Below are 19,945 nucleotides of genomic sequence, written 5' to 3'. Positions count from 1 at the left end.
AACAGTCCATGGCACTCATCAGCTCCGACAGGCTGCGCTTCCCCTGCGAACCGTGGAAGCTCGTGGAGAGCATCCACGTTCCCGGTGACGCCGGTACGCTCGAAACCCTCTTCAGCCTCGGAAACGGCCACCTGGGCATCCGCGGGGCCCACTGGGCTGGGGCGGACGCCGAACTCCCCGGCACGTTCATCAACGGTTTCCACGAAACGTGGGACATCAAGCACGCCGAGAATGCGTATGGCTTCGCCCGCATAGGACAAAGGATCGTTTACGTCCCGGATGCCAACAACTTCAATATTGTCATCGACGGCGAACAACTGAGCCTCGCCGAGTCAACGGTGCAGAACTACCGCCGCAGCATCGACTTCGCCACAGGCGTTTACGAGTGCGCTGTCACGTGGGAGTGCCGTTCAGGCGCCACCGTCACCACGGTGGAGCGCCGCGCCGTCGGGATCGAATCCAGGGGCTCCCTTGGCATCGAGCTGAGCCTCACCACCGACCGCCAGGTTTCTGCGGACATCACGTCGCTCGTGATCAACCGTCAGGACCAGCCTGTGGAGGACCACTCGGCCCACGACCCCCGCCGCTCCGGCCGCCACGCCGGCCGGGTGTTGCGCCCGCTCCATCTCCAGGGCTCCGATGGATCCCTGCGCATGGCCTGGGAGACCGCCGAATCCCACCAGCGCATCGGCATGGCCGTGGACCACTGGATTTCCGCCGAAGGCCAGCCTTTCGAAACCGTGGTGGGGGAGGACGAATCCACGGTCCGCTACGTCATGGCCGTGAATGAGGGCGAGACGTTCCGCTTGGAGAAGAGCGTCAGCTACGTCGTGAACACCGCCGACGCAAGCGCAGCAGAGCCCGGCGAGATCCTCGCGTCCGACGCCGAATTGGGACTCGTGCCATTCGACGCCCTCCTGGCCGAAGGGGCAGCCCACTACCGGGATTACTGGTCCACCGCGGATATCACCATTGGCGGCCAGCCCGAACAGCAGCAGGCCGTGCGCTGGAGCCTGTTCCAGCTTGCCCAGGCCACCGCGCGTGCCGGCGTCGCGGGCATCCCGGCCAAGGGCGTCAGCGGCTCCGGCTACGAGGGCCACTACTTCTGGGACCAGGAGGTGTACCTGCTGCCGTACCTGACCTACACCAACCCGGCCGCAGCCCGCCAAGTGCTGGAATCGCGCCATGCCATGCTTCCCGACGCCCGGATCCGGGCCAAGGAACTGAGCGTGGACGGTGCGCTGTTCCCGTGGCGCACCATCAACGGGCACGAGGCCAGTGCGTACTATGCTGCCGGCACCGCGCAGTTCCACATTGCAGCCGCGATCTCCTTCGCCGCCAACCGCTACCAATGGGCAAGCGGCGACGCCAGCTTCCGCGCTGAAGTGGGCGCCGATCTGTTGATCGAGACGGCCCGCATGTGGGCTTCGCTGGGCTTCTTCGGCAAGGACGGCCTGTTCCACATCCACGGCGTCACCGGCCCGGATGAATACACGGCCGTAGTCAACGACAACCTTTACACCAATGTCATGGCCCGCTTTAACCTGCGGGCGGCCGCGGCACTGGAACACCCGGACGTCCCGGACACCGAGCGGATGGTGTGGCAACAGGCTGCCGCGCGCATGTCCCTTCCCTACGATCCGGACATGGAGATCTACAGCCAGGACAACGACTTCATGACCCTGGAGCCGTGGGACTGGTCCACGCCCCGGTCCAAGTACCCGCTGCTGCTGAACTTCCACCCGCTGGTGATCTACCGGCACCAAGTCCTCAAGCAAGCGGACACGGTACTGGCGATGTTCCTCCAGTGGCAGGATTTCACGGCCGAGGAAAAGCAGCGCGCGTTCGATTTCTACGATCCCATCACCACCGGCGACTCCACCTTGTCCGCCTGCGTGCAGGGCATCATGGCGGCCGAAGTGGGCTACTCCGACGTCGCGCTCAAGCATTTCACCGAGGCCCTGTTCATCGACCTGGACAACACGCACAACAACACCGTCGACGGCGTGCACATCGCGTCTACCGGCGGCATCTGGAGTTCCTTGGTGTGCGGGTTCGCGGGCATGCGGGACCAGGGCCAGGTCCCGCACTTCGATCCGCGGCTGCCGGCCGAGTGGGACAGCCTGTCCTTCCGGCTCAAGATCCGCGGGCGGCTCCTCTCCGTCGAGCTGCGCCCGGGGTCCATCAGCCTTGCGCTGGTTCTGGATGCAGCTTCAGGTTCAGCTCCCGACGCCGGTGCCGAACCTTTGGAGGTCAGCGTGCGTGGGCAGCGGCTCGTCGTCGGCGTCGAGACGGTCACTGTGCGGCTCGACGAAGTGCCGGTCCCCGCGCCGTCGGTCTTTCCGAGCCTCTTCCCGACGGCGGGCCTCCCGGTGATCGGGAGCGCGCGGGTCTAGGCCATCGACTGCTCCCCACCGGCCCCCAGCCTTCGCAAGCTCAGGCCGGGGCCATCGACCGCTGAGTAACTGTCGTTCTGGGCGCTCAGAACGACAGTTACGGAGCACTGGATTCATGCCGAACCGCCAACGCCCGGCTGTAGATCGCGGGCTCTTCTCCGCTGACTGGGCGGCCTGTCCTCCGGAATGGCGACACACTTGCGACGGCTCTGACTGAGCCCGGGTCGTCAGCCCACGCGGATGTCATTGTCAGCGAGGAACTCGCGGGAGCGGCCCATCTGGCGGTCGGTGGAGAAGGCGTACCATTCTTCGCTGAGGTTCTCGCCGTGGACGAGGTCGCGGAACCGGGCGAAGGCACCTTTGCCCTCGATCGCGTGCTCAAGCCGCTCCCGGAGGGCTTTATCCTGCTGCCGTTCCGCGAAGGCCGCCATGTCCCGCCAGCCGTCCCGGGAATCGGTGCGGTCGATTCGAAGCCAACGCTCCGGTTCTTCCTCAACATCGACGGCGGCGTCCTCCCCGACGATCATCGGGTCGGTGGCGGCGTCGTCGTACACCTGCCCGGTATACAGGTCGAGGTAACCGCCGGTTGACAGTCCGGGACCCCCTTCCAACACGGCACTGAGCATGTCGAGGTCGACAGGCACGGCCTTGCCTGTCGGCGGCACGCCGCGAAGATACCCCAGAAGGTAATCGGCCAGCAGCTGGTCACCGGCGCCGCCGCGCCACATCAGCCGGTTGATGACCGACAGTGCCACCGGCTCGGCCTCCCGACGGCGCTGCTCCAGGGCCATTGGTATCCCGGCCCCCACCTGCTGCAGAACATCATCGATATCGTGTCCCATCACCGCTGCGAGGAAACGAGCAGCATTTGCCGCCGCGATGGCGCCCCGCAGTTCGGGCAGGTCAAGCCTGGGCACCTGCACCTGTAAGGGCCAGGCATGCAGCAGCATAGGGTGCGGCTGGCTCGGCTTCCGCGGCGCCCGGCCTTCCCCGTCGTCATCTGCCCACCGGCGCCCGTACTGGTCCGGGATACTGCCCCAACCCCAGTACGGCAAGGGGACACCAGGGCGGACACCCAACACATCCAACGGGTCCACTTTCACCTCCCCGACCACGCACCGGTGTATCCAAGAGTCACCGAGGTCAAACGTGAACTGAAACTCAGCCCCGGGCTCCAGCGTCCGGACGACCTTGAGAGCAGAAATGTCCATCGGCGCGATGATCGGGCCGCCGATCGATCCGGCCATCTCAGCTCCCGTCTCTTCATCAGTAATAACCCGGCCATCGGCCAGGGTAAACAGTGACAGGTGCGAGCGGTCCCACCGGGCGAAGGCATCATTGATGGCATTCGCGAGATCCATGAAGGTATGCGACGGCCCGACCGCGAAGACGCGCCCGGGCCACGGCCACAGCTCCTCCCCACGACCGCCGAGCAGTTCCACCGTCACCGATAACCAGGTACGTGCCATGACCCAAGGATGGCACGAACCGCTACGTAGCCATAAACTGCGCACTGGATCGATCCAGGAGCAAGCTCGCCCGCCTACACAGCACTCGATCGGCGAGCGAGGAACTCCTCGATAGCGTCGGCGGCTGCGGGGGCTCCGCCGGAACCGCGGACACGGGCACTCATCGCTTCAAGATTGTCCAGGATCGCCTGGTCGCCGCTGACTTCAAGGACCGTTTCCCGGATCAGCTCTGGGGAGAGCCCCTCCAAGGGGAGACGGCGTCCGAGTCCCAAGTCCTCCACGCGGCGTGCATTGGCGACCTGTTCCGGCTGCAGCGGGAAAGCTATCAACGGCACTCCGAAATAGAGCGACTCCATGGTCGAGTTCATCCCGGTGTGGGAAAGGAACGCATCGGCGCGGGGAAGGACATCCAGCTGCGGAAAGAAGGGCCGTACCTCAACGTTATCCGGGACATCCCCCAGCTCGGACTCCTCGACGCGCTCGCCGATTGCCATGGCAACTTGCCAGCCGGTGTCCGCAAATCCTTCCAAGCACATCCTGAAGAAGTCCGGCCGGTCATTCAACGGCGTGGTGCCCAGCGAGACGAACAACAAAGGCCCGTCCTTCTCCCGTGGCTGCCAGGCTTCCTCGTTGCCCCGCAGGCCAAGGCAGGGACCCACGAAGTGGAACCGGGCATCGAATGTTTCTCCCGAGGGCTGGAACTCCCTCGGGATGAAGGAGATGTTTAGCGACGCAGGAGGGCCTCCCATGAATTGCAGATGGCCCACGCCATGCTCCGCGGCGAAATCGTTGATCCGTTGGCTTACCTGTTTCCAGGCCTCGACCATCCCCGGCGGCGGCGGGCCGGGCATGAGATCCCGCATGGAGAAATGCTCATTGGTGGCATAGCTCGGAAGCAATGCGATATCGGGCAACGCCAACTTCGCTGCAGCCATCTTCCCCGAGAGCGTCATGGCGTCGTAGGCCACCCCGTCCGGCGGGTCCCCGGCCAGACGGGCCAGCAACGCCGGGAATTCCTCCCGTGCGCCCTTGAGAATCCGCTCAAGCAGTCCCGACATCATTCCGGACGGCATTCCGGCGAACATCCCCGTCATCTGTGACGGATCTCCACTGGCGGGCGCAGGGCCGCCCCCTCCCGGGGTCGGACCGCCTTCAGCGGAACGCTCGCGCGGCGGGAGGAAGGCCGCCAGGTCCTCTCCACTGGGAAAGAATGCGGCACCGGCAGATTCAACGGCTTTCGCGTACTTCGCCGACGTCGCATACGTGACCCGGTGGCCTCTGCGAACCAGCTCGGCGACCACTGGCAACGTCGGGTTCACATGGCCCGCTGCAGGCAGACAGATGAAGGCTATATGCATGGCTCCACCCCCAAGAACAGTGGAGGCGTCATTTGGAAAGTTCGGCGCCATGGACGCTGCGCCGGCGCGATTTCAGCCCGGTCTCCAACTTGGTCCGCACCTCGCGCTTCACGCGGGCGGCAAGCTCAGTCTCATGCATTTCAAGGAAAGTCCGGACGGCGCGCGGATCCCATGGCACCAAGGACCGCAACGCCCAGCTGACCGCCTTGACCACGGTGTCGTCGCGATCGTTGATCAAGATGCCGACGACGGCGAGCGTCCGTTGCGTATCACCCGTTCCCCACCGTGATCTCGTATTGAGGACGGTCGTGGAGACAAGGGCTATGCGCCGCCACCAACGGTCCGGGCTCCGCGCCCAGCGGTCGACGTCGGCGTCCGAGATGAGTCCTTCGCGCCACGCCGGCCCCACCAAGTCGGCCGCGAAGGCATCGGCCTGGCCCCACGTAGCGATGCCTTGTCCCAAATATTCAAGCCGGGCCGGCGTCAGCTCAGCGAAAGCCGCCCGATGGGAATTGATGAACTCCCATCCCTCCCAGTCAAAGCCCGCTTGTACGAGCCCTTCGGCGAGACTGAAGACGACGGCGGCGTCCATCGTGGCGATTTCCGCGGAAATCCTGCGTCGGACGGTGCGGAAGCTCGCGGCGTCGTGCTTCTCCAAAGCGCGCAGCTCGTCGAGGACGCGCGCCAACAATTGGCCCGGTTGAGTATCCCCGGGAGGGACGAGTACTCCGTGCGAAGCCACTTTCGGGCCCCCGATTTCGCAGGCTGAACGCTATTATGCGGGGGCGTCGTCGGTATCCGGCCCTTCGGCGGGTTCCTGGCTATGGAGGCCGGTATCGTGCGATACCCAACCCTCCGTTTCCCCTTCGGCAGGGGCGTCGCTGTGATGGCGGACCTCGTTGGGATCTGGTGCCTTGTTCATTCCGGATGCTTCCTGTCCTTCGTTGGACTGTTCCCGCGAACGCCTTAAAGTCTACGCCGGGGAGGGGGCGTGTGGCCTAGGCTAGGCCAAGGAACTACCGAACGAATCAACGGCTGAATGCAGAGGTGAAGAATGGCAAAGCGACCCAACCATGCAGTAAGGATTGCGCAGGAAACGGCCCACAACGCCATGTTCGACGCCAGTGGCAATGCCAAACCCGGTGTCCACAACGTGCTGCTCCGGGCCGTCGAGGTCCAACGTCCCCTTGTCCTGGCCAACCTGCGCCGCCTGCAACGCAAACACCCGCAGGCCACGGCGGCGCAGCTCGCCGCCAAACTGGAGCGCGACTACCTCGCCGCAGTCACCGGCGGGGGTGCCGCCGTCGGGGCAACCGCCGTCGTGCCCGGCATCGGCACCGCGGCCTCGCTGGGCCTTTCCGCGCTTGCCACCATCGGGTTCCTGGAAGGAACCGCACTGTACGCCGCTTCCCTGGCCGAACTTCACGGAATCCGCCTCACCGATCCGGACCGTGCGCGAACCATGGTCATGGCCATCATGCTCGGCGAGGAAGGCACAGCCCTGCTGGGCGCCCTGAGCGGACAATCGCTCGGCAGGGGCAAAGGAATCACCCAGGCCTGGGGCGTGACCCTCACCAAGAAGCTGCCCGGCGGAGGATTCGGGGTCATTCGCGATGCCATCCAGCGCGCCTTCCTCAAGCGCCTCGTCCAGCGCCAAGGCGCCGCTTTCCTCGGCCGTGCACTGCCTTTCGGCGTGGGAGCCGTGGTGGGCGGCGTCGGAAACCGCGTCATGGGCCGTGCCGTAGCGGCCTCGGCGAGGGAAGCATTCGGTCCCATGCCGGACATCATTCCGGGCGAGCTGCTTCCAGCCGTCCGCCAGAACGCGCTGGAAGGCGGAAATAGTGGATCTCAACGCTGATTCGGGGGAGTCCTTCGGCTCCTGGACCATGGGAAACGACGCTTCAATGTTCCGGATTGTCAGCAGCGCCAATGTCGCGTGCGGCTTCCATGCCGGGGATCCGGTGACCATGCTGGACAGCTGCCGTGCCGCCTTCGAGCTCGACGTCAGGGTCGGCGCCCACGTGGGCTACCGGGACCTGCACGGCTTCGGGCGCCGAGCGATGGACATGTCCTTCGATGAGCTCTTTGGCGACGTTCTGTATCAGCTCGGTGCCCTGGACGGCGTGGCCCACGCTGTCGGAGCCTCCGTGGACTACGTCAAACCCCACGGCGCCTTGTACAACAGGATCGTCCAGGACGTCGAGCAGGCCGAAGCCGTAGTGGCGGCGATTCACGCATACGATCCCGGGCTTCCTGTCCTCGGCTTGCCGGGCTCGGCGTTGCTGCGCCTCGCCGAGGAATCCGGGCACCCGGTCTTCCGGGAGGCTTTCGCGGACCGCGGCTACCTGCCGGACGGCACCTTGGTGCCGCGCTCGCAGGAAGGCGCAGTGGTGCACGACGCTGCCGCGGTAGTCGAGCGGGCCGTACGCTTTGCCGTGCGGGGCGAAGTGCTGGCGGTGGACGGCACGGTGGTGCGGGTGAAGCCCGATTCGTTGTGTATCCATGGCGACACTCCGGGTGCTGTTGAGCTGGCTGCGGCGGTGCGCGCTGGCCTTGAGGAAGCTGGTGTGGAGATTGAGTCCTTCGCCTGACCGGATCCTTCTGCCCTGCGGCGACAGCGCTTTCTTGGTGGAACTGCCTGAGCTGACCGCCGTCGTCGCGTACTACCGCGGGCTGACCGGGGCGGGCGCTTCGGTTGGCGTTTCGGCGCCGCCGGGGATCATCGACGTCGTGCCCGCCGCCCGCACCGTCCTCGTCACCTTCGATCCCGAGACGATCCGTGCTTCCGACGTCCGCAACTGGCTGGAGTCCGCGGAGCCTGCAGCGGGGGTCTCCGCCTCGGGCCGCGAAGTGACCATCGAGGTCTCCTACGGTGGCCCCGACCTTGCCGAAACGGCACAATTCCTCGGCATGAGCGGGGCCGAAGTGGTCAAGCTTCACACGAGCTCGGAGTGGACGGCTGCCTTTTCCGGCTTCGCGCCCGGTTTCGTGTACCTGGTCACCACGCATGAGCGGCTCCGCATTCCGCGTCGGAACACTCCGCGCACTGCCGTGCCGGCCGGCTCGGTTGGCCTCGCAGGCGAGTTCAGCGGCGTCTACCCGCGATCCTCGCCAGGCGGTTGGCAATTGATCGGAACCACGACGGCGGCACTGTGGGACGCGTCCAAAGCCGAGCCAGCGCTGATCCGGCCGGGCGACCTGGTCCGATTCGTGGAGGCCTGATGGGGATCGTAGTGGTGAACCCCGGCCCACTCACCTTGGTGGAAGACCTTGGCAGGCCGGGCTGGGCTTCGTTGGGGCTGAGCCCTTCCGGCGCCCTCGACCGGCAATCACTCCGGCTTGCCAATCTGCTGGTGGGGAATCCTGCGGAAGCGGCCGGATTGGAGATATTGCTGGGTGGGCTTCGCTTGAGGTTCGTCACCGCGTCGACGGTCGCGGTGACAGGGGCGGAGGGAATCGTGACACTCAACGGCGCCGAGATTCCGCTGAACCAAGCCGTACGGGTGGCGCCGGGTGCGGTGCTGGACTTCGGTGCTCCAGTGTTCGGACTGCGATACTACCTGGCGGTACAGGGCGGCATCGATGCTCCCAAGCTCCTCGGTTCAAGCAGCACGGACATGCTCTCCGGTGAAGGCCCCGCGCCGTTGAAATCGGGTGGGCAGTTGGGAATCGGGCATGCTTCCGTGGGCAACGGCCTGGTTTCCGGTATGGGTTCCGTTCCCGGTCCGGGATCTGGGTCCGGTGCGGGCATGGGGACCCTCAACAATGCGCATGCCCTCCCTGCCATCCGCCGCGCCCCTGATCCCGAGCGCGCGATCACGGCCCGCGTGGACCGCGGCCCCCGTGCGGACTGGTTCGACGACGACTCCTGGCGCCGCCTTGTGAGCCAGGAATGGACCCTGTCGCCTGATTCGAACAGGATCGGTGCCCGGCTGGTGGGCCGCCCGCTCACCCAGACCCGGCTCGAGGAGCTGCCCAGCGAAGGCATGGTGCTCGGCGCACTGCAAGTGCCGCCGTCGGGCCTTCCCACGGTATTTCTCGCTGATCATCCCGTGACGGGTGGCTACCCCGTGATTGCCGTGGTGCGTCGCACGGATCTGGACTTGTTGGGCCAAGCACGCCCCGGCCAGCGGATCCGTTTCCTGGGCTGAGGGTCCCCCCCACTGGACATGCGTCAGCCGAAAACCAAGTGCGCCAGGGTGAAGATCGCGAGCCCGGCAAGCGACCCCACCACGGTGCCGTTGATGCGGATGTATTGCAGGTCCTTGCCGACCTGGAGTTCGATCTTTTGCGAGGTTTCCTCGGCATCCCAGCGTGCGACGGTGTCCGTGATGACCCCCGCGATATCGGAACGGTAGGTTTTGACCAGGTATCCGGCAGCATCACCGATCCAGGCATTGACCTTTCCCGCGAGCTCGTCGTCGTTGACAAGCCGTGAACCGAAGTCCCGGACGGCACTCTTGAAACGCTGTGTCAGTTCGCTGTCGGGATCGTCGACGGCGGTGAGCAGCGCGTCCTTGATGGTGCCCCACGTGCGGGAAGCTAGTTCGCGGACCTCGGGATCACCAAGGACCTGGGTCTTGATTGCCTCGGCCCGGGCGATCATTGCGGGATCGTGCTGAAGATCCTGGGCAAGATCGCCGAGGTAGGTATCAATCGATTGGCGCACTTGATGATCCGGATCCTGCTGTACCGCCCGGACGAACTTGGCGATTTCGTTGTAGACCCTGTCGCCAACGATGTCGTCCACGAAGGAAGGAACCCAGAGGGGTGAACGGTCGGACACGAGCCGGTTCACCGTGGAGTGGTTCGCTTCCACCCAATCCGCCGCACGGTCAACCAACAGATCGACCAGCTTGTGGTGGTGGCCCTCGGCAAAGATCCGTTCGGCCATCCGGCCCACGGGCGGTCCCCATGGCGGAGTGAGGAGGTGCTTGCGGACCATGCCCTCGATCACTGCCTGGACGTCGTCGTCGTTCAGCACGGTGAACGCTCCGCGGATCAGTGCTGAACCTTCCTTTGCGATCCGCTCCGGGCCGCCCGGGGAAGCGAGCCACTTGCCGGCTTTCCGGGCGAGGTCCACGCTCGCGAGCTTCTCCTGGACCACCTGCTCGGACAGGAAATTAGTCTCCACGAATTCCCCGAGCGAAGCGCCGATCTGGTCCTTGCGCCGCGGAATGATGGCCGTGTGCGGGATTTTCAGGCCCATGGGGTATTTGAACAGCGCAGTGACGGCGAACCAGTCGGCCAATGCTCCCACCATGCCGCCCTCGGCAGCTGCCCGCACATATTCCAGCCACGGATACTGCCTCTGCAAGGCGAACGCGGCGGTGAAAACCACGGCCATCACAATCAGGAGCGCCAGCGCCACCGATTTCATCCGACGCAGGGCAGCGGCCTTTTCGGCGTCACCGTTTCGTTGCCCGACGCCGGCCGCAACCGTAGAGCTGGTCCCGGCACCTGCGTGCCGCGTGGCCTCCGCCGTCGGGTCGCTATCGCTCTCGGTCACCGGGATTTGTTCAGAGTTCACCTGCATGTGCCCAGCGTAGCCCCGTCGCCGTCGTGGGCGTGGGCTACCGTATCCCCATGACGAATGACGAGCCCGGTCGCCCAGAGCAAAGCACGGAGCAAAACACGCGGCCTATGGTCTACGCCCACCGCGGAGCGAGTGCCGCATTTGCGGAGCACACGCGTGCCGCGTACCTGAAGGCAATCGCCGACGGCGCCGACGGCGTCGAGTGCGACGTCCACCTGACGAGGGACCAGCACGTTGTCCTGCTTCACGACGCAAACTTGGACCGTACCTCGGACGGCACCGGTCCCGTAGCTGAGAAGACGCTCGAAGAGCTGCGGCAACTGGACTTCTCCTCATGGAAGGGCGCCCGGATTCCGGACCAGTACGGCGCAAAGTCGGACCAGCTCCTGACGCTCCCGGAGTTGCTGGAAATCCTGCGCGGTGCCGGCAGGACAATCGGCCTGGCCATTGAGCTCAAGCACCCCAGCCCTTACCAGCTCAAGCTTGAAGACCGCGTGCTCGAGCTTCTGGGCAACGAAGGGTGGAACGCAGAGACTTCCATGCTGGACAACATCCAGGTTTCCTTCATGAGTTTCAGCCCGGATTCGATCAAGCACCTGCTCCGGTTCGTTCCCGCGGAGCACATCTGCCAGCTCGTGGACGACGTCACTGTGGAGGAAATCCGCGATGAACTCGGCCTGGGCGTCATCACCGGGGGAGCGGTGGCCAACGTGATGAAGGCGGCCCAGCAGGAAGGCGAACGGATCCTGGACGACTGTGAGGTTGGACTGGCCGGCCCGGGTATCGACTACGTCCGCAAGCACGCCCGCACCGTCCAGCGCTGGCTTGAATCAGGCCGCCGCTTCCGGGTGTGGACCGTCGATTCGGAGAATGATGTAGCGCTTTGCCAAGGCCTGGGCATCCACGAGATCACTACGAACAAGCCGGCGCAGGTCCTGGCCCAGCTTTAGCATCCCAACTAGTCCCCACCGCCACCCTCGCCTCGCAAGTCCCACCGGCTCCCAGCCTTCGCAAGCTCAGGCCGGGGCCCTCGCCGGTGTGGCCCCACGGCCAGGGAACCCTGGCGGCGTGGGCCCACGCAGTTGTTGTCGTTTGCCCGCCCCAAAACGACAACAACTGCGAGTCAGATGACCGTGTTGCTGAGGGTTCCGATGCCGCCCAGGGTGATGTCCACCCGGTCGCCGGGCTGGACAGCCACGAAGGTGTTCGGAGCTCCCGTCATGATGATGTCTCCCGGTTCCAGGGTCAGCCATTCGGTGACGTAGACGAGGCACTCCGTGATGGAGGAGGGCAGGTTGAAGGAGCCGGACCTGGCTTTGACCTCGCCGTTGACTGCGACCTCGGTGCTGACGTTGTCCGGGTTTTCGATCTCTGTTTCGATCCACGGCCCCAGCGGCGTGTAGTTGGTGCCTGACTTGCCCTGGAAGAGCTTTTCGTCGACCTGGTTTTGATCCACGTTGGTGACGTCGTTGACCACGGTGTAGCCCAGGACGTGGCTCAAGGCGTTCTCGGCCGTGAGCTTGTCCGCCCGTTTTCCGATGACGGCGGCCAGCTCGCCTTCCACGTTCACCGTGCCCGCGTTGCGCACCGCCACGATGTCGTCACCGGGGCCGGCGATGCTGTGGACGGACTTGTGCCAGGCCTGGATGGGCAACACGTGGTTGTTGTTACCGAGGTTGTGCCCGATTCCGAGCACAACGGAAGGCCGGACCGGGGCGAGGAACACGGCGTCGTCAGTGGAACTGGATTCTCCGGTGAAGGAAAGAACCTCAGCAAAGGGATCCTCGATGTGGTCCCAGCTTCCATTGCGCAGGACTGCGTGCGTCGGGCCGGAAGGGGTCTGTAGTCGGGCGATGCGCATGGAACTCCTCATTGAATTTCTTGTGGCAGTGGACGGGCGGTGGACGGTGACAGGTACGGTCTAAAGAAAAACATACATCATGCTGAACTAAGTCCAATATTCTGAACGGGTAGGAATTGCATCCGACCGACCCGCCAACTCTTCGGTTACCGCGCCGGGCGGGGCTGTGGTTGCATGAATACATGCCTTTTTCATGGTCCGCCCGGACAACCCAGACAATCTCCGCGGCGGCCATGAGTGCACTGTTACTCGTCAGCGCCAGGAAGCACTTCCAGCAGCCGAAGTTCTTTGCCCCGGTCGTCCCGGATTATCTATGCCGCGTTGACAATCCGGGAGACGCCGAACTCGAAGCCGGCCAAGGCAAGGCCAACGCGACCGCACCTCGGAACGGCGCCTTCGCGGTCATGTCCCGGGAGGAATGGATCGCGGTGAGTGGACTGCTTGAGGCGGTTGCCGCCGTCGGACTCCTCATTCCTGCCACGCGTAGGGCTGCAGCCCGCGGCACTACGCTGATGTTCACGGCGTTCCTGGCCGGCCACGTGGACGCGCTCCGTCGCGCCTACTCGCCTACAGGGACGGTGTCCGCTCGGCGGATCCACACACTGCGGCTGCCCTTGCAGATCCCTCTGATCCTGTGGGCATGGAGCTTGGCCGGAGCGAAACGGGGCGCATGAAACTCCTCGAATCCCCGGCGGTGAAGGTGGGTCTCTCCATCAGCATCGCAACTGGCCTCTACGGCATCTCCTTCGGGGCGTTGGCCTCAGCTTCCGGGTTCAGTTTCTGGCAGACCATGGCGTTCAGCCTGCTCATGTTCAGCGGCGGCTCGCAGTTCGCCTTCATCGGCGTCGTGGCCGGCGGCGGTTCCGGCATTGCGGCCATGACCGCGGCCGCGTTGCTGGGCTTGCGCAACGGCATCTACGGGATGCAGATGAACGCGCTGTTGCGCCCCCGCGGTTGGCTCAAGTACCCGCAAGCACACATCACCATCGACGAGTCCACGGCCACTGCATCTGGACAAAGCGATTCCGACGAACAGCGCCGTGGCTTCTGGACCGCCGGACTCGGCATTTTCGTGCTGTGGAACATCTTTACGGCCGTCGGCGCGCTGGCCGGCGATGCCTTGGGCGATCCCAAGCAATGGGGGCTCGACGGCGCGGCCGTGGCAGCGTTCCTCGGCCTGCTCTGGCCGCGGCTCAAGGGTCATGAACCTTGGGCGATTGCCGCGGCGGCTGCCCTGGCAACCATCATCGCGGTCCCGTTCGTTCCGGCGGGCGTACCCATCCTCGTGGCCGCCGTCGTGGCCGGGGCCATCGGCTGGTTCAGCCACGGGCGCAGCGACGAAGGCATGGAGCCCGACGTCGATCCCTACCCGCACGGTCATTCCAGCGCCGACGCTGCCAGCCGCGAAAGGAACGCCGAATGAACCTTTGGCTCTGGATCCTCATCGCCTGCGGACTGGCGTACGTCACGAAACTTTCGGGCTATTTCGTGCCGGCGAAACTGCTGCGGAGTCCCCGCATGATGCGCGTGGCCGGCACGATGACCATCGGCCTGCTGGCGTCCCTGACAGTCGTCAACGCGGTGGCATCCGGACAGTCCCTCGCCTTCGACGCCCGGCTCGGTGCGCTGGCAGCGGGGGCCGTCGCGCTGTGGCTCCGTGCCCCGTTCCTTGTGGTGGTCATCGTCGGATCGGCGGCGGCCGCCTGCCTGCGGCTGCTCGGTTGGCGCTGAACCACCACGCGGGGTTTCCAACCATCGCCGCGGCGCGCAACGTCGTCGTGCGCTGGTTACTGGAAAGTCATCCCTGGGATGGGGGTCTGCTGCGGCAGCGGGCGCGACGGGCGTTCGGTGCGGATGGCGTCCTCAAGGAGGGCAACCGGCCGTTCCCAAGCGCGGGACCCCGGCTCCATGGTGTCCACGGCGCCGATCAGCATGGCAACAAGGCGCACCATGTCCTCAATGGTAATGTCCCGGCGCAGCGAACCCTGGCCCTGGCCGCGGCCAAGCAGCTCGGCCAAGGAATCGATCAAGCCGCCCGTGATGCCCACCAGGAGTCCGCGTCGGCCGGCGACGGCACCCAGCAGGTTCGCGTCTTCGCTGGCAACCTGCACCACGGCGTCGATCACGTTGATAAGCCCGACGGCGGCATCCATGCCCGCGAGGGCATCTTCCACGACCGGGTCCACATGAAGCCTGAGTTGCCGCGACAGGGCGGCCAAGACGAGTTGTTCTTTGTCAGCGAAGTTGCGGAACAGTGTAGCCGGGCCAACACCTGCGGTGGTGGCGATCGTCTGGAGGGGAACCTCCGGGCCCAGCTCGCGGAAGCACTGGCGCGCCGCCGTGATGATCTTGTCTACATTGCGCGCAGCATCAGCTCTAAGTGGCTTGCGTTCCAAGGGCCGGTCCATGCTGCTCACAGTAGCAACGGAGGGGCTCCAATCACTTTTGTGACATTCTTGCCCGTGAAAGACTGGATTCATGTTGCTTGCCTTTTCAGTTGCCCCGTCCGGCCAGCCCGCTGCTGGCGCCGCATCCGTTGATGGCTCGGTGCACGATGCCGTTGCCGAGGCCGTGAAGATCGTCCGCGAATCCGGGCTCCCCAACCAGACGGACTCGATGTTCACCACCATCGAGGGTGAGTGGGATGAAGTGTTCGACGTCGTCAAGCGCGCCACCGAGGCGGTGAGCAAGTACGGGAGCCGGGTGTCCCTGGTGATCAAGGCGGATATCCGGCCGGGATATGCGGGGGAGATTACGGGCAAGGTCGAGCGGCTCGAGAAGGCGATCGCCCAAGGCGAGTAGCCCTTGACGTGCTTGGCGATCTGGACGCCACCGCAAACTAAACAGATGAGCGGTAGACATCGTCGCTGGGCGCGCCCAACCCGCAGCAGGTCCACGATTTTCTGTACGTCGGTCTCCCGCGTTAGGAAATGTGCCGGGACCAGAAGGCGTCCTGCGCCCAGTTTTCGGGCACCCCCATCCCCGCGAGGTTCATCCGCGGGCGGGCGCTGACGAGACTATGGAGGCGTCCCGCCCAGCTGCTGCGCGGTGATATTGCGTCGAGCACGGACTGCAGCGAGACCAGGACGGGATAAAGGCGCTTCCTCGACCGCTCGGGCAGGGCGTCCTTGCCCCTCAGCCACGAGACTGCGGGCGAGGTCGGGATCGCTGGGTAGACACCGAGGCCGACGTTCCATAGCCGCCCGTGGTGCGCGCAGATGTTCCGGACGCGGACATAGCTCTGCAGCCAAGACTCAAGCAGGGGCGCAGTTAGGCCGATGCTTTTCGCGACCGCGGTCCGATCTGAGCGCAGATCCAGGTTGCGGTACACACTGCTCAGTTGGCCGATGGTCAGCGTCTCCACCATGAGCCATGAGGGCGGCAGGTCGGGCGAGCCGTAGGTCGTCAGGTAGTGCTCGAGAGCCGAGCGATGGACAAGCGAGTCCTCGCCCGCATCCGGCGATCCGCGCAGCCGCTCTGCGCACGTTTCGTTGACGATCCGCAGTAGGCCCGCATGCCTCCCTCGGTGCCGGAACCGGGACGGGTCCACGTACCAGTGCGGATCCCCGTACGCCGTCGACATGTGGTCGGTGAGCGCCGCGCGCACGGCGACCTCGACGCGCTCTAGCGCATCCATGACGAGTAGCCGGAGCGCGCGGTCGAAGACGTAAAGGTCGAGTACGTCGTCGAACGCAGTCCCCTCGCGGAAGAGGTGGTCGGGCCGACCCTGCTGGAAGGGAATCGTGTACGGCGAGAGCCGGTAGTAGCCGATATGCCGCAGGTATCTGGCCGCCCTGCTCGCATCGGGGATCCGAAGCCCCCGCTCGGCGAGTCGGCCCACGAGCTCTTCGTGCGTCATCGGCGGCTTGTTGTAGGGGAACGTGCCGCGTGGGCGCGGTGGTCGGGACATCGGCGCTCCTCCTCGCCCGTGGCAAAGAAAATCCCCCAAGTGCGCATCGCAGAGAGGCGTGGGGGATGTAGTGCGGCCAGTTTAGCACGGTCACCGAGCTAAAAAGACGCGCCTCCGTATAACAAATGTTGTTATACCTTCCGGAATTGAACCGGCGAGTATGCCTCGTTAGCCGGTCCTTCCCTCTGTCGGTGCCCGGTGCAAGACTGGGGCCATGTTTGAACACAAGGCCCAGCCCGGCTGGGTGGCTGTCGAGGAATACTTGTCCACCGCCGTCGTCCGCCCGAACGCCGCGCTGAAACACGCGGTGCAGTCCGCCCTCGACGCCGGGATGCCGCCCATCGAAGTAGCACCCAACGCCGGCAAGCTGCTCAAGATGCTGGTGCAGCTGTCGGGTGCGCGGCGCGTACTGGAAATCGGCACGTTGGCCGGCTTCAGCGCGATCTGGATGGCCCAGGGCCTGCCCGACGACGGCCGCCTGGTCACTTGCGAATACCTCCCGAAACACGCTGAAATCGCGCGGGCGAACGTGGACATGGCCGGGATCGGCCACAAAGTGGACATCCGGATCGGCCCGGCGTTGGAGACCCTGGCTGCGCTGGCCGAAGATCCCGAGCGGGACGGCCAGTTCGACTTCGTCTTCATTGATGCCGACAAGGAGAACGATTCCAACTACCTGGACTGGGCCATCAGGCTCGGGCGGCCAGGCACGGTGATCGTGATGGACAACGTCATCTGGGAGGGTGCCATCCTGGATCCTTCCATGGATGAGGTGAACGCTCCGGGCATCGTGGGGGCGCTGGAGATGATGGGCAGGGACCCGCGACTCGACGCAACGGCCATCCAAACAGTTGGATCCAAGGGATGGGACGGGTTCGCGATAGCCCGGGTGGTGTGACGCTAGGCTGAGCGAATGGAATTTACCCTCCGCCCGGCAACCGTGGACGACGCCGAGCCCTTGACCCGCATGCATCTGGCTGCCTGGCGGGAAAGCTACGGGCACCTCTTGCCCGAGGAGTTCTTTGCTCTCCATGAGGCCACCATCAACACGCGGATCGAAAGGCAACGTGAAGCCTTGGCGGGTTCGTACAAGCCGATGCTCGCCCACGATTCCGACGGCGCCTTGGTGGGCATCGCCTTCGCTCGCGAGGCCCCGGAGGAGGACCGGCCTTGCGAACTTCAACTGCAGGTGATCTACACCCTTCGTCGCGTGCACGGTCTGGGCGTGGGGCGAGCATTGATCGACGCCGTGATCGGCAACTCTGCCGCCTTTCTGTGGGTGCTTGAAGACAATCCGCGTGCCCAGGCTTTCTACCGCAAGAACGGTTTCCGGCCCGACGGAACACGCCAGCTCTTGCCGCCGGAGTGGCACGAACTACCGGAAATTCGGATGGTGCGTTCCGCCGTCGGGAGCTGACTGCACGATGGGGCGTTCCGCCGTCGGGGGCTGACCGCAAGGCTGCGGCTTCAACTAGGGTTGAAGCATGACCGGAAGAGGGCGGCAGTAGTGGCGAAGCGTGGCAAGGGCAGGGGAGCCGGGCAAGCTGCCGGGGTCATCGAGGTGCCCGCGGGCACGAAGCCGAACGGTCCCATGGAGGGCGTCTACTACATCGACACCGGCGACTGCGAGTTGGTTGCCGACCCCGACAATTCCAACGGCTGGCTCCTGAAGATCAACGGCGTCATGAGCTCGCATATCGATGTTGCAGAGCCGCTGTTCCTGGACTTCGAGTACATGCGCTGGATAGCCGCGCTGGTTGAATCCAAATGGCCGCCCGAATCCAAGCCGAAGTTGCGGGCCCTGCATCTCGGCGGCGGAGCATGTTCCCTCGCCCGGTACTTCCACGCCGCCTACCCGGACGCGCGCCAAGTGGTGGTGGAACTCGACGGCAAGCTGGCCGACTACGTGCGCGGTTGGTTCGATCTCCCGAAGGCCCCGCTGCTTCGAATCCGGGTGGGCGAAGCCAGGGAAGTCACGGAAGGCCTCACTCCGGCCACCCGCGACCTCATCATCCGGGACGTCTTTGCCGGCGCCCTCACACCGAGGGCGCTCACGACCCGCGAATTCAACGATCACGCGCAGAGGGTGCTGGCGCCGGGCGGCCTTTATGTGGTGAATTCCGGAGATGCGCCGGACCTCAAGAACGCCCGCGAGGACGCCGCCACCATCGCAGACACCTTCGCGCACACGATGATTATTGCCGATCCCGCGATGCTCAAGGGCAGGCGGTACGGAAACATGATCATGGCCGGCAGCCACAAGCCCTTCGGCGACGATCCCCAACTGGCCCGGAAGCTGCTCGGTGGGGCGGTTCCCGCGCATATCTGGAACGATGCCAAGGTCCGGGCATTCGCCGTAGGCGCCCAGATCCGGCACGACCCGCGGCCGGCCGCCTGACGGTCGAACATATGTGAGCGAGCGTCGGCCGGGGAAGGCTCATATGTGAGCGAGGGTCGGGACTCTAGCGGCGCGCCAGCAGCAGCTCGTGGTGGGCGGCCGTCTCTTCTTGAAGCGCATGCACGACGGCGGCAACGGCGGGGCGGCGCATCGAGTCGGGCCGCAGGACCATCCAGTAGGGGAGCAGCTCCGAGAAGTCCGAGGGCAGCAGCCGCACCAGGTCCGGGTGCCGGTCCGCCATGAAGCACGGCAGGAAGCCGATGCCGGCCCCGGCGCGCGTCGCCTCGACGTGGACGAAGACATTGGTGGAGCTCAAGCCGTCGCGCATGGAGGGGACCAGCCGGCGAGGGGCATCGAGATCGTCCACTTGCAGCATGGAGTCCACGAAATAGACCAGCTGATGCCGCGTCAGCTCTTCCACGGTGCCCGGCACCCCGTGAAAAGCCAGGTACTCACGCGATGCATACATTCCCAGCATGTACTCGCCCAGCAACACGGCCTCGGCCCGGTGCACCTGGGGTTCGCCAACCACCACCTCGAGGTCCAGGCCGGAACGCTGCTGGAGCGCCCGGCGGGTCACGGTGATGATCTCCACCGTGAGGCCGGGATGCGATCGCCGCAAGCGCGCCACGGCCGGTGCCGCGATGTAGGCGCTGAAACCGTCAGTTGCGGTCATGCGTACGACGCCGGCAATGGGGTCCGGCGCGCGGTCCTCCGGTCCCAGCGCGCCCACCGCCGCTTCGATCCGCTCTGCCACGTCCACGGCCTCCGCTCCGAGCTCCGTGACTTCCCATCCGCCTGCTGCCCGCGCGAGGACCCGGCCGCCGAGCGCCTTTTCGAGCGCGGCGATCCTGCGGGAAACAGTGGTGTGGTTCAATCCCAAGGCTTGGGCCGCCGTCGTGAACTTACCTGAGCGCGACACCGCGAGGAGGACGAGGAGGTCGTCGGGATTCGGATTCATATCTGCAATTCTGCACACACTTAGTGCCATTTTGGTTATTGAAGCCGCAGAAATGT

At 65.2% G+C, this 19,945-nt stretch carries 22 protein-coding genes; 13 read left to right on the top strand and 9 right to left on the bottom strand.

Going from position 1 to position 19,945, the window contains the following annotated elements; genetic code table 11:
* The first annotated feature begins 8 nt into the window (after nucleotides 1–8).
* Entirely contained in the window at nucleotides 9–2,396 is a 2,388-nt protein-coding gene (locus ABEA18_RS03565; protein ID WP_345447949.1) for a glycoside hydrolase family 65 protein, read from the top strand.
* Nucleotides 2,397–2,623: 227 nt separating this feature from the next.
* Here the strand turns inward: ABEA18_RS03565 and ABEA18_RS03560 are convergent, their stop codons facing one another.
* From ABEA18_RS03560 to ABEA18_RS03545, 4 genes are all read right to left on the bottom strand, one after another.
* Nucleotides 2,624–3,865: a UPF0158 family protein gene (locus ABEA18_RS03560; RefSeq protein WP_345447948.1), complete on the bottom strand. Its 1,242-nt coding sequence runs from the start codon at nucleotides 3,863–3,865 to the stop codon at nucleotides 2,624–2,626.
* Nucleotides 3,866–3,939: 74 nt separating this feature from the next.
* Nucleotides 3,940–5,223, bottom strand: coding sequence for a macrolide family glycosyltransferase (locus tag ABEA18_RS03555; protein WP_345447947.1), 1,284 nt, complete (start codon nucleotides 5,221–5,223; stop codon nucleotides 3,940–3,942).
* Nucleotides 5,224–5,251: 28 nt separating this feature from the next.
* Nucleotides 5,252–5,965 (bottom strand): DNA alkylation repair protein, encoded by a 714-nt coding sequence (locus ABEA18_RS03550; RefSeq protein WP_345447946.1) that lies wholly within the window; start codon nucleotides 5,963–5,965, stop codon nucleotides 5,252–5,254.
* Nucleotides 5,966–5,998: 33 nt separating this feature from the next.
* Nucleotides 5,999–6,145 carry a hypothetical protein gene (locus ABEA18_RS03545; RefSeq protein WP_306960266.1) on the bottom strand — a complete coding sequence of 49 codons (147 nt, stop codon included), beginning with the start codon at nucleotides 6,143–6,145 and terminating at the stop codon, nucleotides 5,999–6,001.
* 132 nt (nucleotides 6,146–6,277) lie between these two features.
* Here ABEA18_RS03545 and ABEA18_RS03540 point away from each other — a divergent pair, with 132 nt between their 5' ends.
* Genes ABEA18_RS03540 through ABEA18_RS03525 form a run of 4 tightly spaced genes read left to right on the top strand, consistent with a single transcriptional unit; the run spans nucleotide 6,278 to nucleotide 9,374 of the window.
* Nucleotides 6,278–7,081 (top strand): hypothetical protein, encoded by an 804-nt coding sequence (locus ABEA18_RS03540; RefSeq protein WP_345447945.1) that lies wholly within the window; start codon nucleotides 6,278–6,280, stop codon nucleotides 7,079–7,081.
* Entirely contained in the window at nucleotides 7,065–7,814 is a 750-nt protein-coding gene (locus tag ABEA18_RS03535) for a LamB/YcsF family protein (RefSeq protein WP_345447944.1), read from the top strand. Before ABEA18_RS03540 ends, ABEA18_RS03535 begins: the two co-directional genes overlap by 17 nt.
* 37 nt (nucleotides 7,815–7,851) lie before the next feature.
* A complete protein-coding gene (gene pxpB / locus ABEA18_RS03530; RefSeq protein ID WP_345447943.1) occupies nucleotides 7,852–8,445 on the top strand; it encodes a 5-oxoprolinase subunit PxpB in 594 nt (197 codons plus the stop codon).
* Nucleotides 8,445–9,374 carry a 5-oxoprolinase subunit C family protein gene (locus ABEA18_RS03525; protein ID WP_345447942.1) on the top strand — a complete coding sequence of 310 codons (930 nt, stop codon included), beginning with the start codon at nucleotides 8,445–8,447 and terminating at the stop codon, nucleotides 9,372–9,374. Before pxpB ends, ABEA18_RS03525 begins: the two co-directional genes overlap by 1 nt.
* Nucleotides 9,375–9,397: 23 nt before the next feature.
* Here ABEA18_RS03525 and ABEA18_RS03520 read toward each other — a convergent pair whose 3' ends face one another.
* Nucleotides 9,398–10,603, bottom strand: a complete 1,206-nt coding sequence (locus ABEA18_RS03520; RefSeq protein ID WP_425550471.1) for a DUF445 domain-containing protein — start codon at nucleotides 10,601–10,603, stop codon at nucleotides 9,398–9,400.
* A gap of 206 nt (nucleotides 10,604–10,809) precedes the next feature.
* Between ABEA18_RS03520 and ABEA18_RS03515 the strand changes: the two genes are divergently transcribed.
* Nucleotides 10,810–11,709 (top strand): glycerophosphodiester phosphodiesterase, encoded by a 900-nt coding sequence (locus ABEA18_RS03515; RefSeq protein WP_345447940.1) that lies wholly within the window; start codon nucleotides 10,810–10,812, stop codon nucleotides 11,707–11,709.
* 173 nt (nucleotides 11,710–11,882) lie between these two features.
* Here the strand turns inward: ABEA18_RS03515 and ABEA18_RS03510 are convergent, their stop codons facing one another.
* Nucleotides 11,883–12,620: a fumarylacetoacetate hydrolase family protein gene (locus ABEA18_RS03510; protein WP_345447939.1), complete on the bottom strand. Its 738-nt coding sequence runs from the start codon at nucleotides 12,618–12,620 to the stop codon at nucleotides 11,883–11,885.
* Between the two features lie 182 nt (nucleotides 12,621–12,802).
* On the opposite strand from ABEA18_RS03510, the gene ABEA18_RS03505 reads away from it, so the two are divergent.
* The 3 genes from ABEA18_RS03505 to ABEA18_RS03495 are packed head-to-tail and all read left to right on the top strand — an operon-like array spanning nucleotide 12,803 to nucleotide 14,351.
* A complete protein-coding gene (locus tag ABEA18_RS03505) occupies nucleotides 12,803–13,294 on the top strand; it encodes a DoxX family protein (protein ID WP_345447938.1) in 492 nt (163 codons plus the stop codon).
* Entirely contained in the window at nucleotides 13,291–14,043 is a 753-nt protein-coding gene (locus tag ABEA18_RS03500) for an AzlC family ABC transporter permease (protein ID WP_345448001.1), read from the top strand. Before ABEA18_RS03505 ends, ABEA18_RS03500 begins: the two co-directional genes overlap by 4 nt.
* Complete coding sequence (locus ABEA18_RS03495; RefSeq protein WP_345447937.1) at nucleotides 14,040–14,351, top strand: AzlD domain-containing protein; 312 nt, start codon at nucleotides 14,040–14,042, stop codon at nucleotides 14,349–14,351. The genes ABEA18_RS03500 and ABEA18_RS03495 overlap by 4 nt, the downstream gene beginning before the upstream one ends.
* A gap of 56 nt (nucleotides 14,352–14,407) precedes the next feature.
* Here the strand turns inward: ABEA18_RS03495 and ABEA18_RS03490 are convergent, their stop codons facing one another.
* Nucleotides 14,408–15,028, bottom strand: a complete 621-nt coding sequence (locus ABEA18_RS03490) for a TetR/AcrR family transcriptional regulator (protein ID WP_345447936.1) — start codon at nucleotides 15,026–15,028, stop codon at nucleotides 14,408–14,410.
* A 70-nt stretch (nucleotides 15,029–15,098) separates the two neighbouring features.
* Here ABEA18_RS03490 and ABEA18_RS03485 point away from each other — a divergent pair, with 70 nt between their 5' ends.
* The gene (locus ABEA18_RS03485) at nucleotides 15,099–15,422 is read left to right on the top strand and encodes a thiamine-binding protein (RefSeq protein ID WP_345447935.1); all 324 of its coding nucleotides are present in this window, start codon (nucleotides 15,099–15,101) and stop codon (nucleotides 15,420–15,422) included.
* A 121-nt stretch (nucleotides 15,423–15,543) separates the two neighbouring features.
* Here the strand turns inward: ABEA18_RS03485 and ABEA18_RS03480 are convergent, their stop codons facing one another.
* Nucleotides 15,544–16,530, bottom strand: coding sequence for an Abi family protein (locus ABEA18_RS03480; protein WP_345447934.1), 987 nt, complete (start codon nucleotides 16,528–16,530; stop codon nucleotides 15,544–15,546).
* Nucleotides 16,531–16,744: 214 nt separating this feature from the next.
* Between ABEA18_RS03480 and ABEA18_RS03475 the strand changes: the two genes are divergently transcribed.
* The 3 genes from ABEA18_RS03475 (at nucleotide 16,745) to ABEA18_RS03465 (ending at nucleotide 18,928) form a co-directional block, all read left to right on the top strand.
* Nucleotides 16,745–17,428 carry an O-methyltransferase gene (locus ABEA18_RS03475; protein ID WP_345447933.1) on the top strand — a complete coding sequence of 228 codons (684 nt, stop codon included), beginning with the start codon at nucleotides 16,745–16,747 and terminating at the stop codon, nucleotides 17,426–17,428.
* Between the two features lie 15 nt (nucleotides 17,429–17,443).
* A complete protein-coding gene (locus tag ABEA18_RS03470) occupies nucleotides 17,444–17,947 on the top strand; it encodes a GNAT family N-acetyltransferase (RefSeq protein WP_345447932.1) in 504 nt (167 codons plus the stop codon).
* A 90-nt stretch (nucleotides 17,948–18,037) separates the two neighbouring features.
* Entirely contained in the window at nucleotides 18,038–18,928 is an 891-nt protein-coding gene (locus ABEA18_RS03465) for a spermidine synthase (RefSeq protein ID WP_345447931.1), read from the top strand.
* A gap of 64 nt (nucleotides 18,929–18,992) precedes the next feature.
* On the opposite strand, the gene ABEA18_RS03460 is transcribed toward ABEA18_RS03465, so the two are convergent.
* Nucleotides 18,993–19,889 carry a LysR family transcriptional regulator gene (locus ABEA18_RS03460; protein WP_345447930.1) on the bottom strand — a complete coding sequence of 299 codons (897 nt, stop codon included), beginning with the start codon at nucleotides 19,887–19,889 and terminating at the stop codon, nucleotides 18,993–18,995.
* Nucleotides 19,890–19,945 lie beyond the last annotated feature (56 nt).

The organism is Arthrobacter gyeryongensis, assembly GCF_039543785.1.
GTDB classification, from domain to species: domain Bacteria; phylum Actinomycetota; class Actinomycetes; order Actinomycetales; family Micrococcaceae; genus Arthrobacter; species Arthrobacter gyeryongensis.
This window is presented reverse-complemented; position numbering and strand designations above follow the sequence as displayed.

Bases quoted from the DNA above. Each gene is read 5' to 3' on its own strand.
- ABEA18_RS03475 (WP_345447933.1), top strand. From the start codon at position 16,745: ATGTTTGAACACAAGGCCCAGCCCGGCTGGGTGGCTGTCGAGGAATAC.
- ABEA18_RS03525 (WP_345447942.1), top strand. From the start codon at position 8,445: ATGGGGATCGTAGTGGTGAACCCCGGCCCACTCACCTTGGTGGAAGAC.
- ABEA18_RS03500 (WP_345448001.1), top strand. From the start codon at position 13,291: ATGAAACTCCTCGAATCCCCGGCGGTGAAGGTGGGTCTCTCCATCAGC.
- ABEA18_RS03565 (WP_345447949.1), top strand. From the start codon at position 9: ATGGCACTCATCAGCTCCGACAGGCTGCGCTTCCCCTGCGAACCGTGG.
- ABEA18_RS03520 (WP_425550471.1), bottom strand. From the start codon at position 10,603: ATGAAATCGGTGGCGCTGGCGCTCCTGATTGTGATGGCCGTGGTTTTC.
- ABEA18_RS03540 (WP_345447945.1), top strand. From the start codon at position 6,278: ATGGCAAAGCGACCCAACCATGCAGTAAGGATTGCGCAGGAAACGGCC.
- ABEA18_RS03505 (WP_345447938.1), top strand. From the start codon at position 12,803: ATGCCTTTTTCATGGTCCGCCCGGACAACCCAGACAATCTCCGCGGCG.
- ABEA18_RS03560 (WP_345447948.1), bottom strand. From the start codon at position 3,865: ATGGCACGTACCTGGTTATCGGTGACGGTGGAACTGCTCGGCGGTCGT.
- ABEA18_RS03515 (WP_345447940.1), top strand. From the start codon at position 10,810: ATGACGAATGACGAGCCCGGTCGCCCAGAGCAAAGCACGGAGCAAAAC.
- ABEA18_RS03545 (WP_306960266.1), bottom strand. From the start codon at position 6,145: ATGAACAAGGCACCAGATCCCAACGAGGTCCGCCATCACAGCGACGCC.
- ABEA18_RS03460 (WP_345447930.1), bottom strand. From the start codon at position 19,889: ATGAATCCGAATCCCGACGACCTCCTCGTCCTCCTCGCGGTGTCGCGC.
- ABEA18_RS03495 (WP_345447937.1), top strand. From the start codon at position 14,040: ATGAACCTTTGGCTCTGGATCCTCATCGCCTGCGGACTGGCGTACGTC.
- ABEA18_RS03480 (WP_345447934.1), bottom strand. From the start codon at position 16,530: ATGTCCCGACCACCGCGCCCACGCGGCACGTTCCCCTACAACAAGCCG.
- ABEA18_RS03485 (WP_345447935.1), top strand. From the start codon at position 15,099: ATGTTGCTTGCCTTTTCAGTTGCCCCGTCCGGCCAGCCCGCTGCTGGC.
- ABEA18_RS03555 (WP_345447947.1), bottom strand. From the start codon at position 5,223: ATGCATATAGCCTTCATCTGTCTGCCTGCAGCGGGCCATGTGAACCCG.
- ABEA18_RS03510 (WP_345447939.1), bottom strand. From the start codon at position 12,620: ATGCGCATCGCCCGACTACAGACCCCTTCCGGCCCGACGCACGCAGTC.
- ABEA18_RS03490 (WP_345447936.1), bottom strand. From the start codon at position 15,028: ATGGACCGGCCCTTGGAACGCAAGCCACTTAGAGCTGATGCTGCGCGC.
- ABEA18_RS03470 (WP_345447932.1), top strand. From the start codon at position 17,444: ATGGAATTTACCCTCCGCCCGGCAACCGTGGACGACGCCGAGCCCTTG.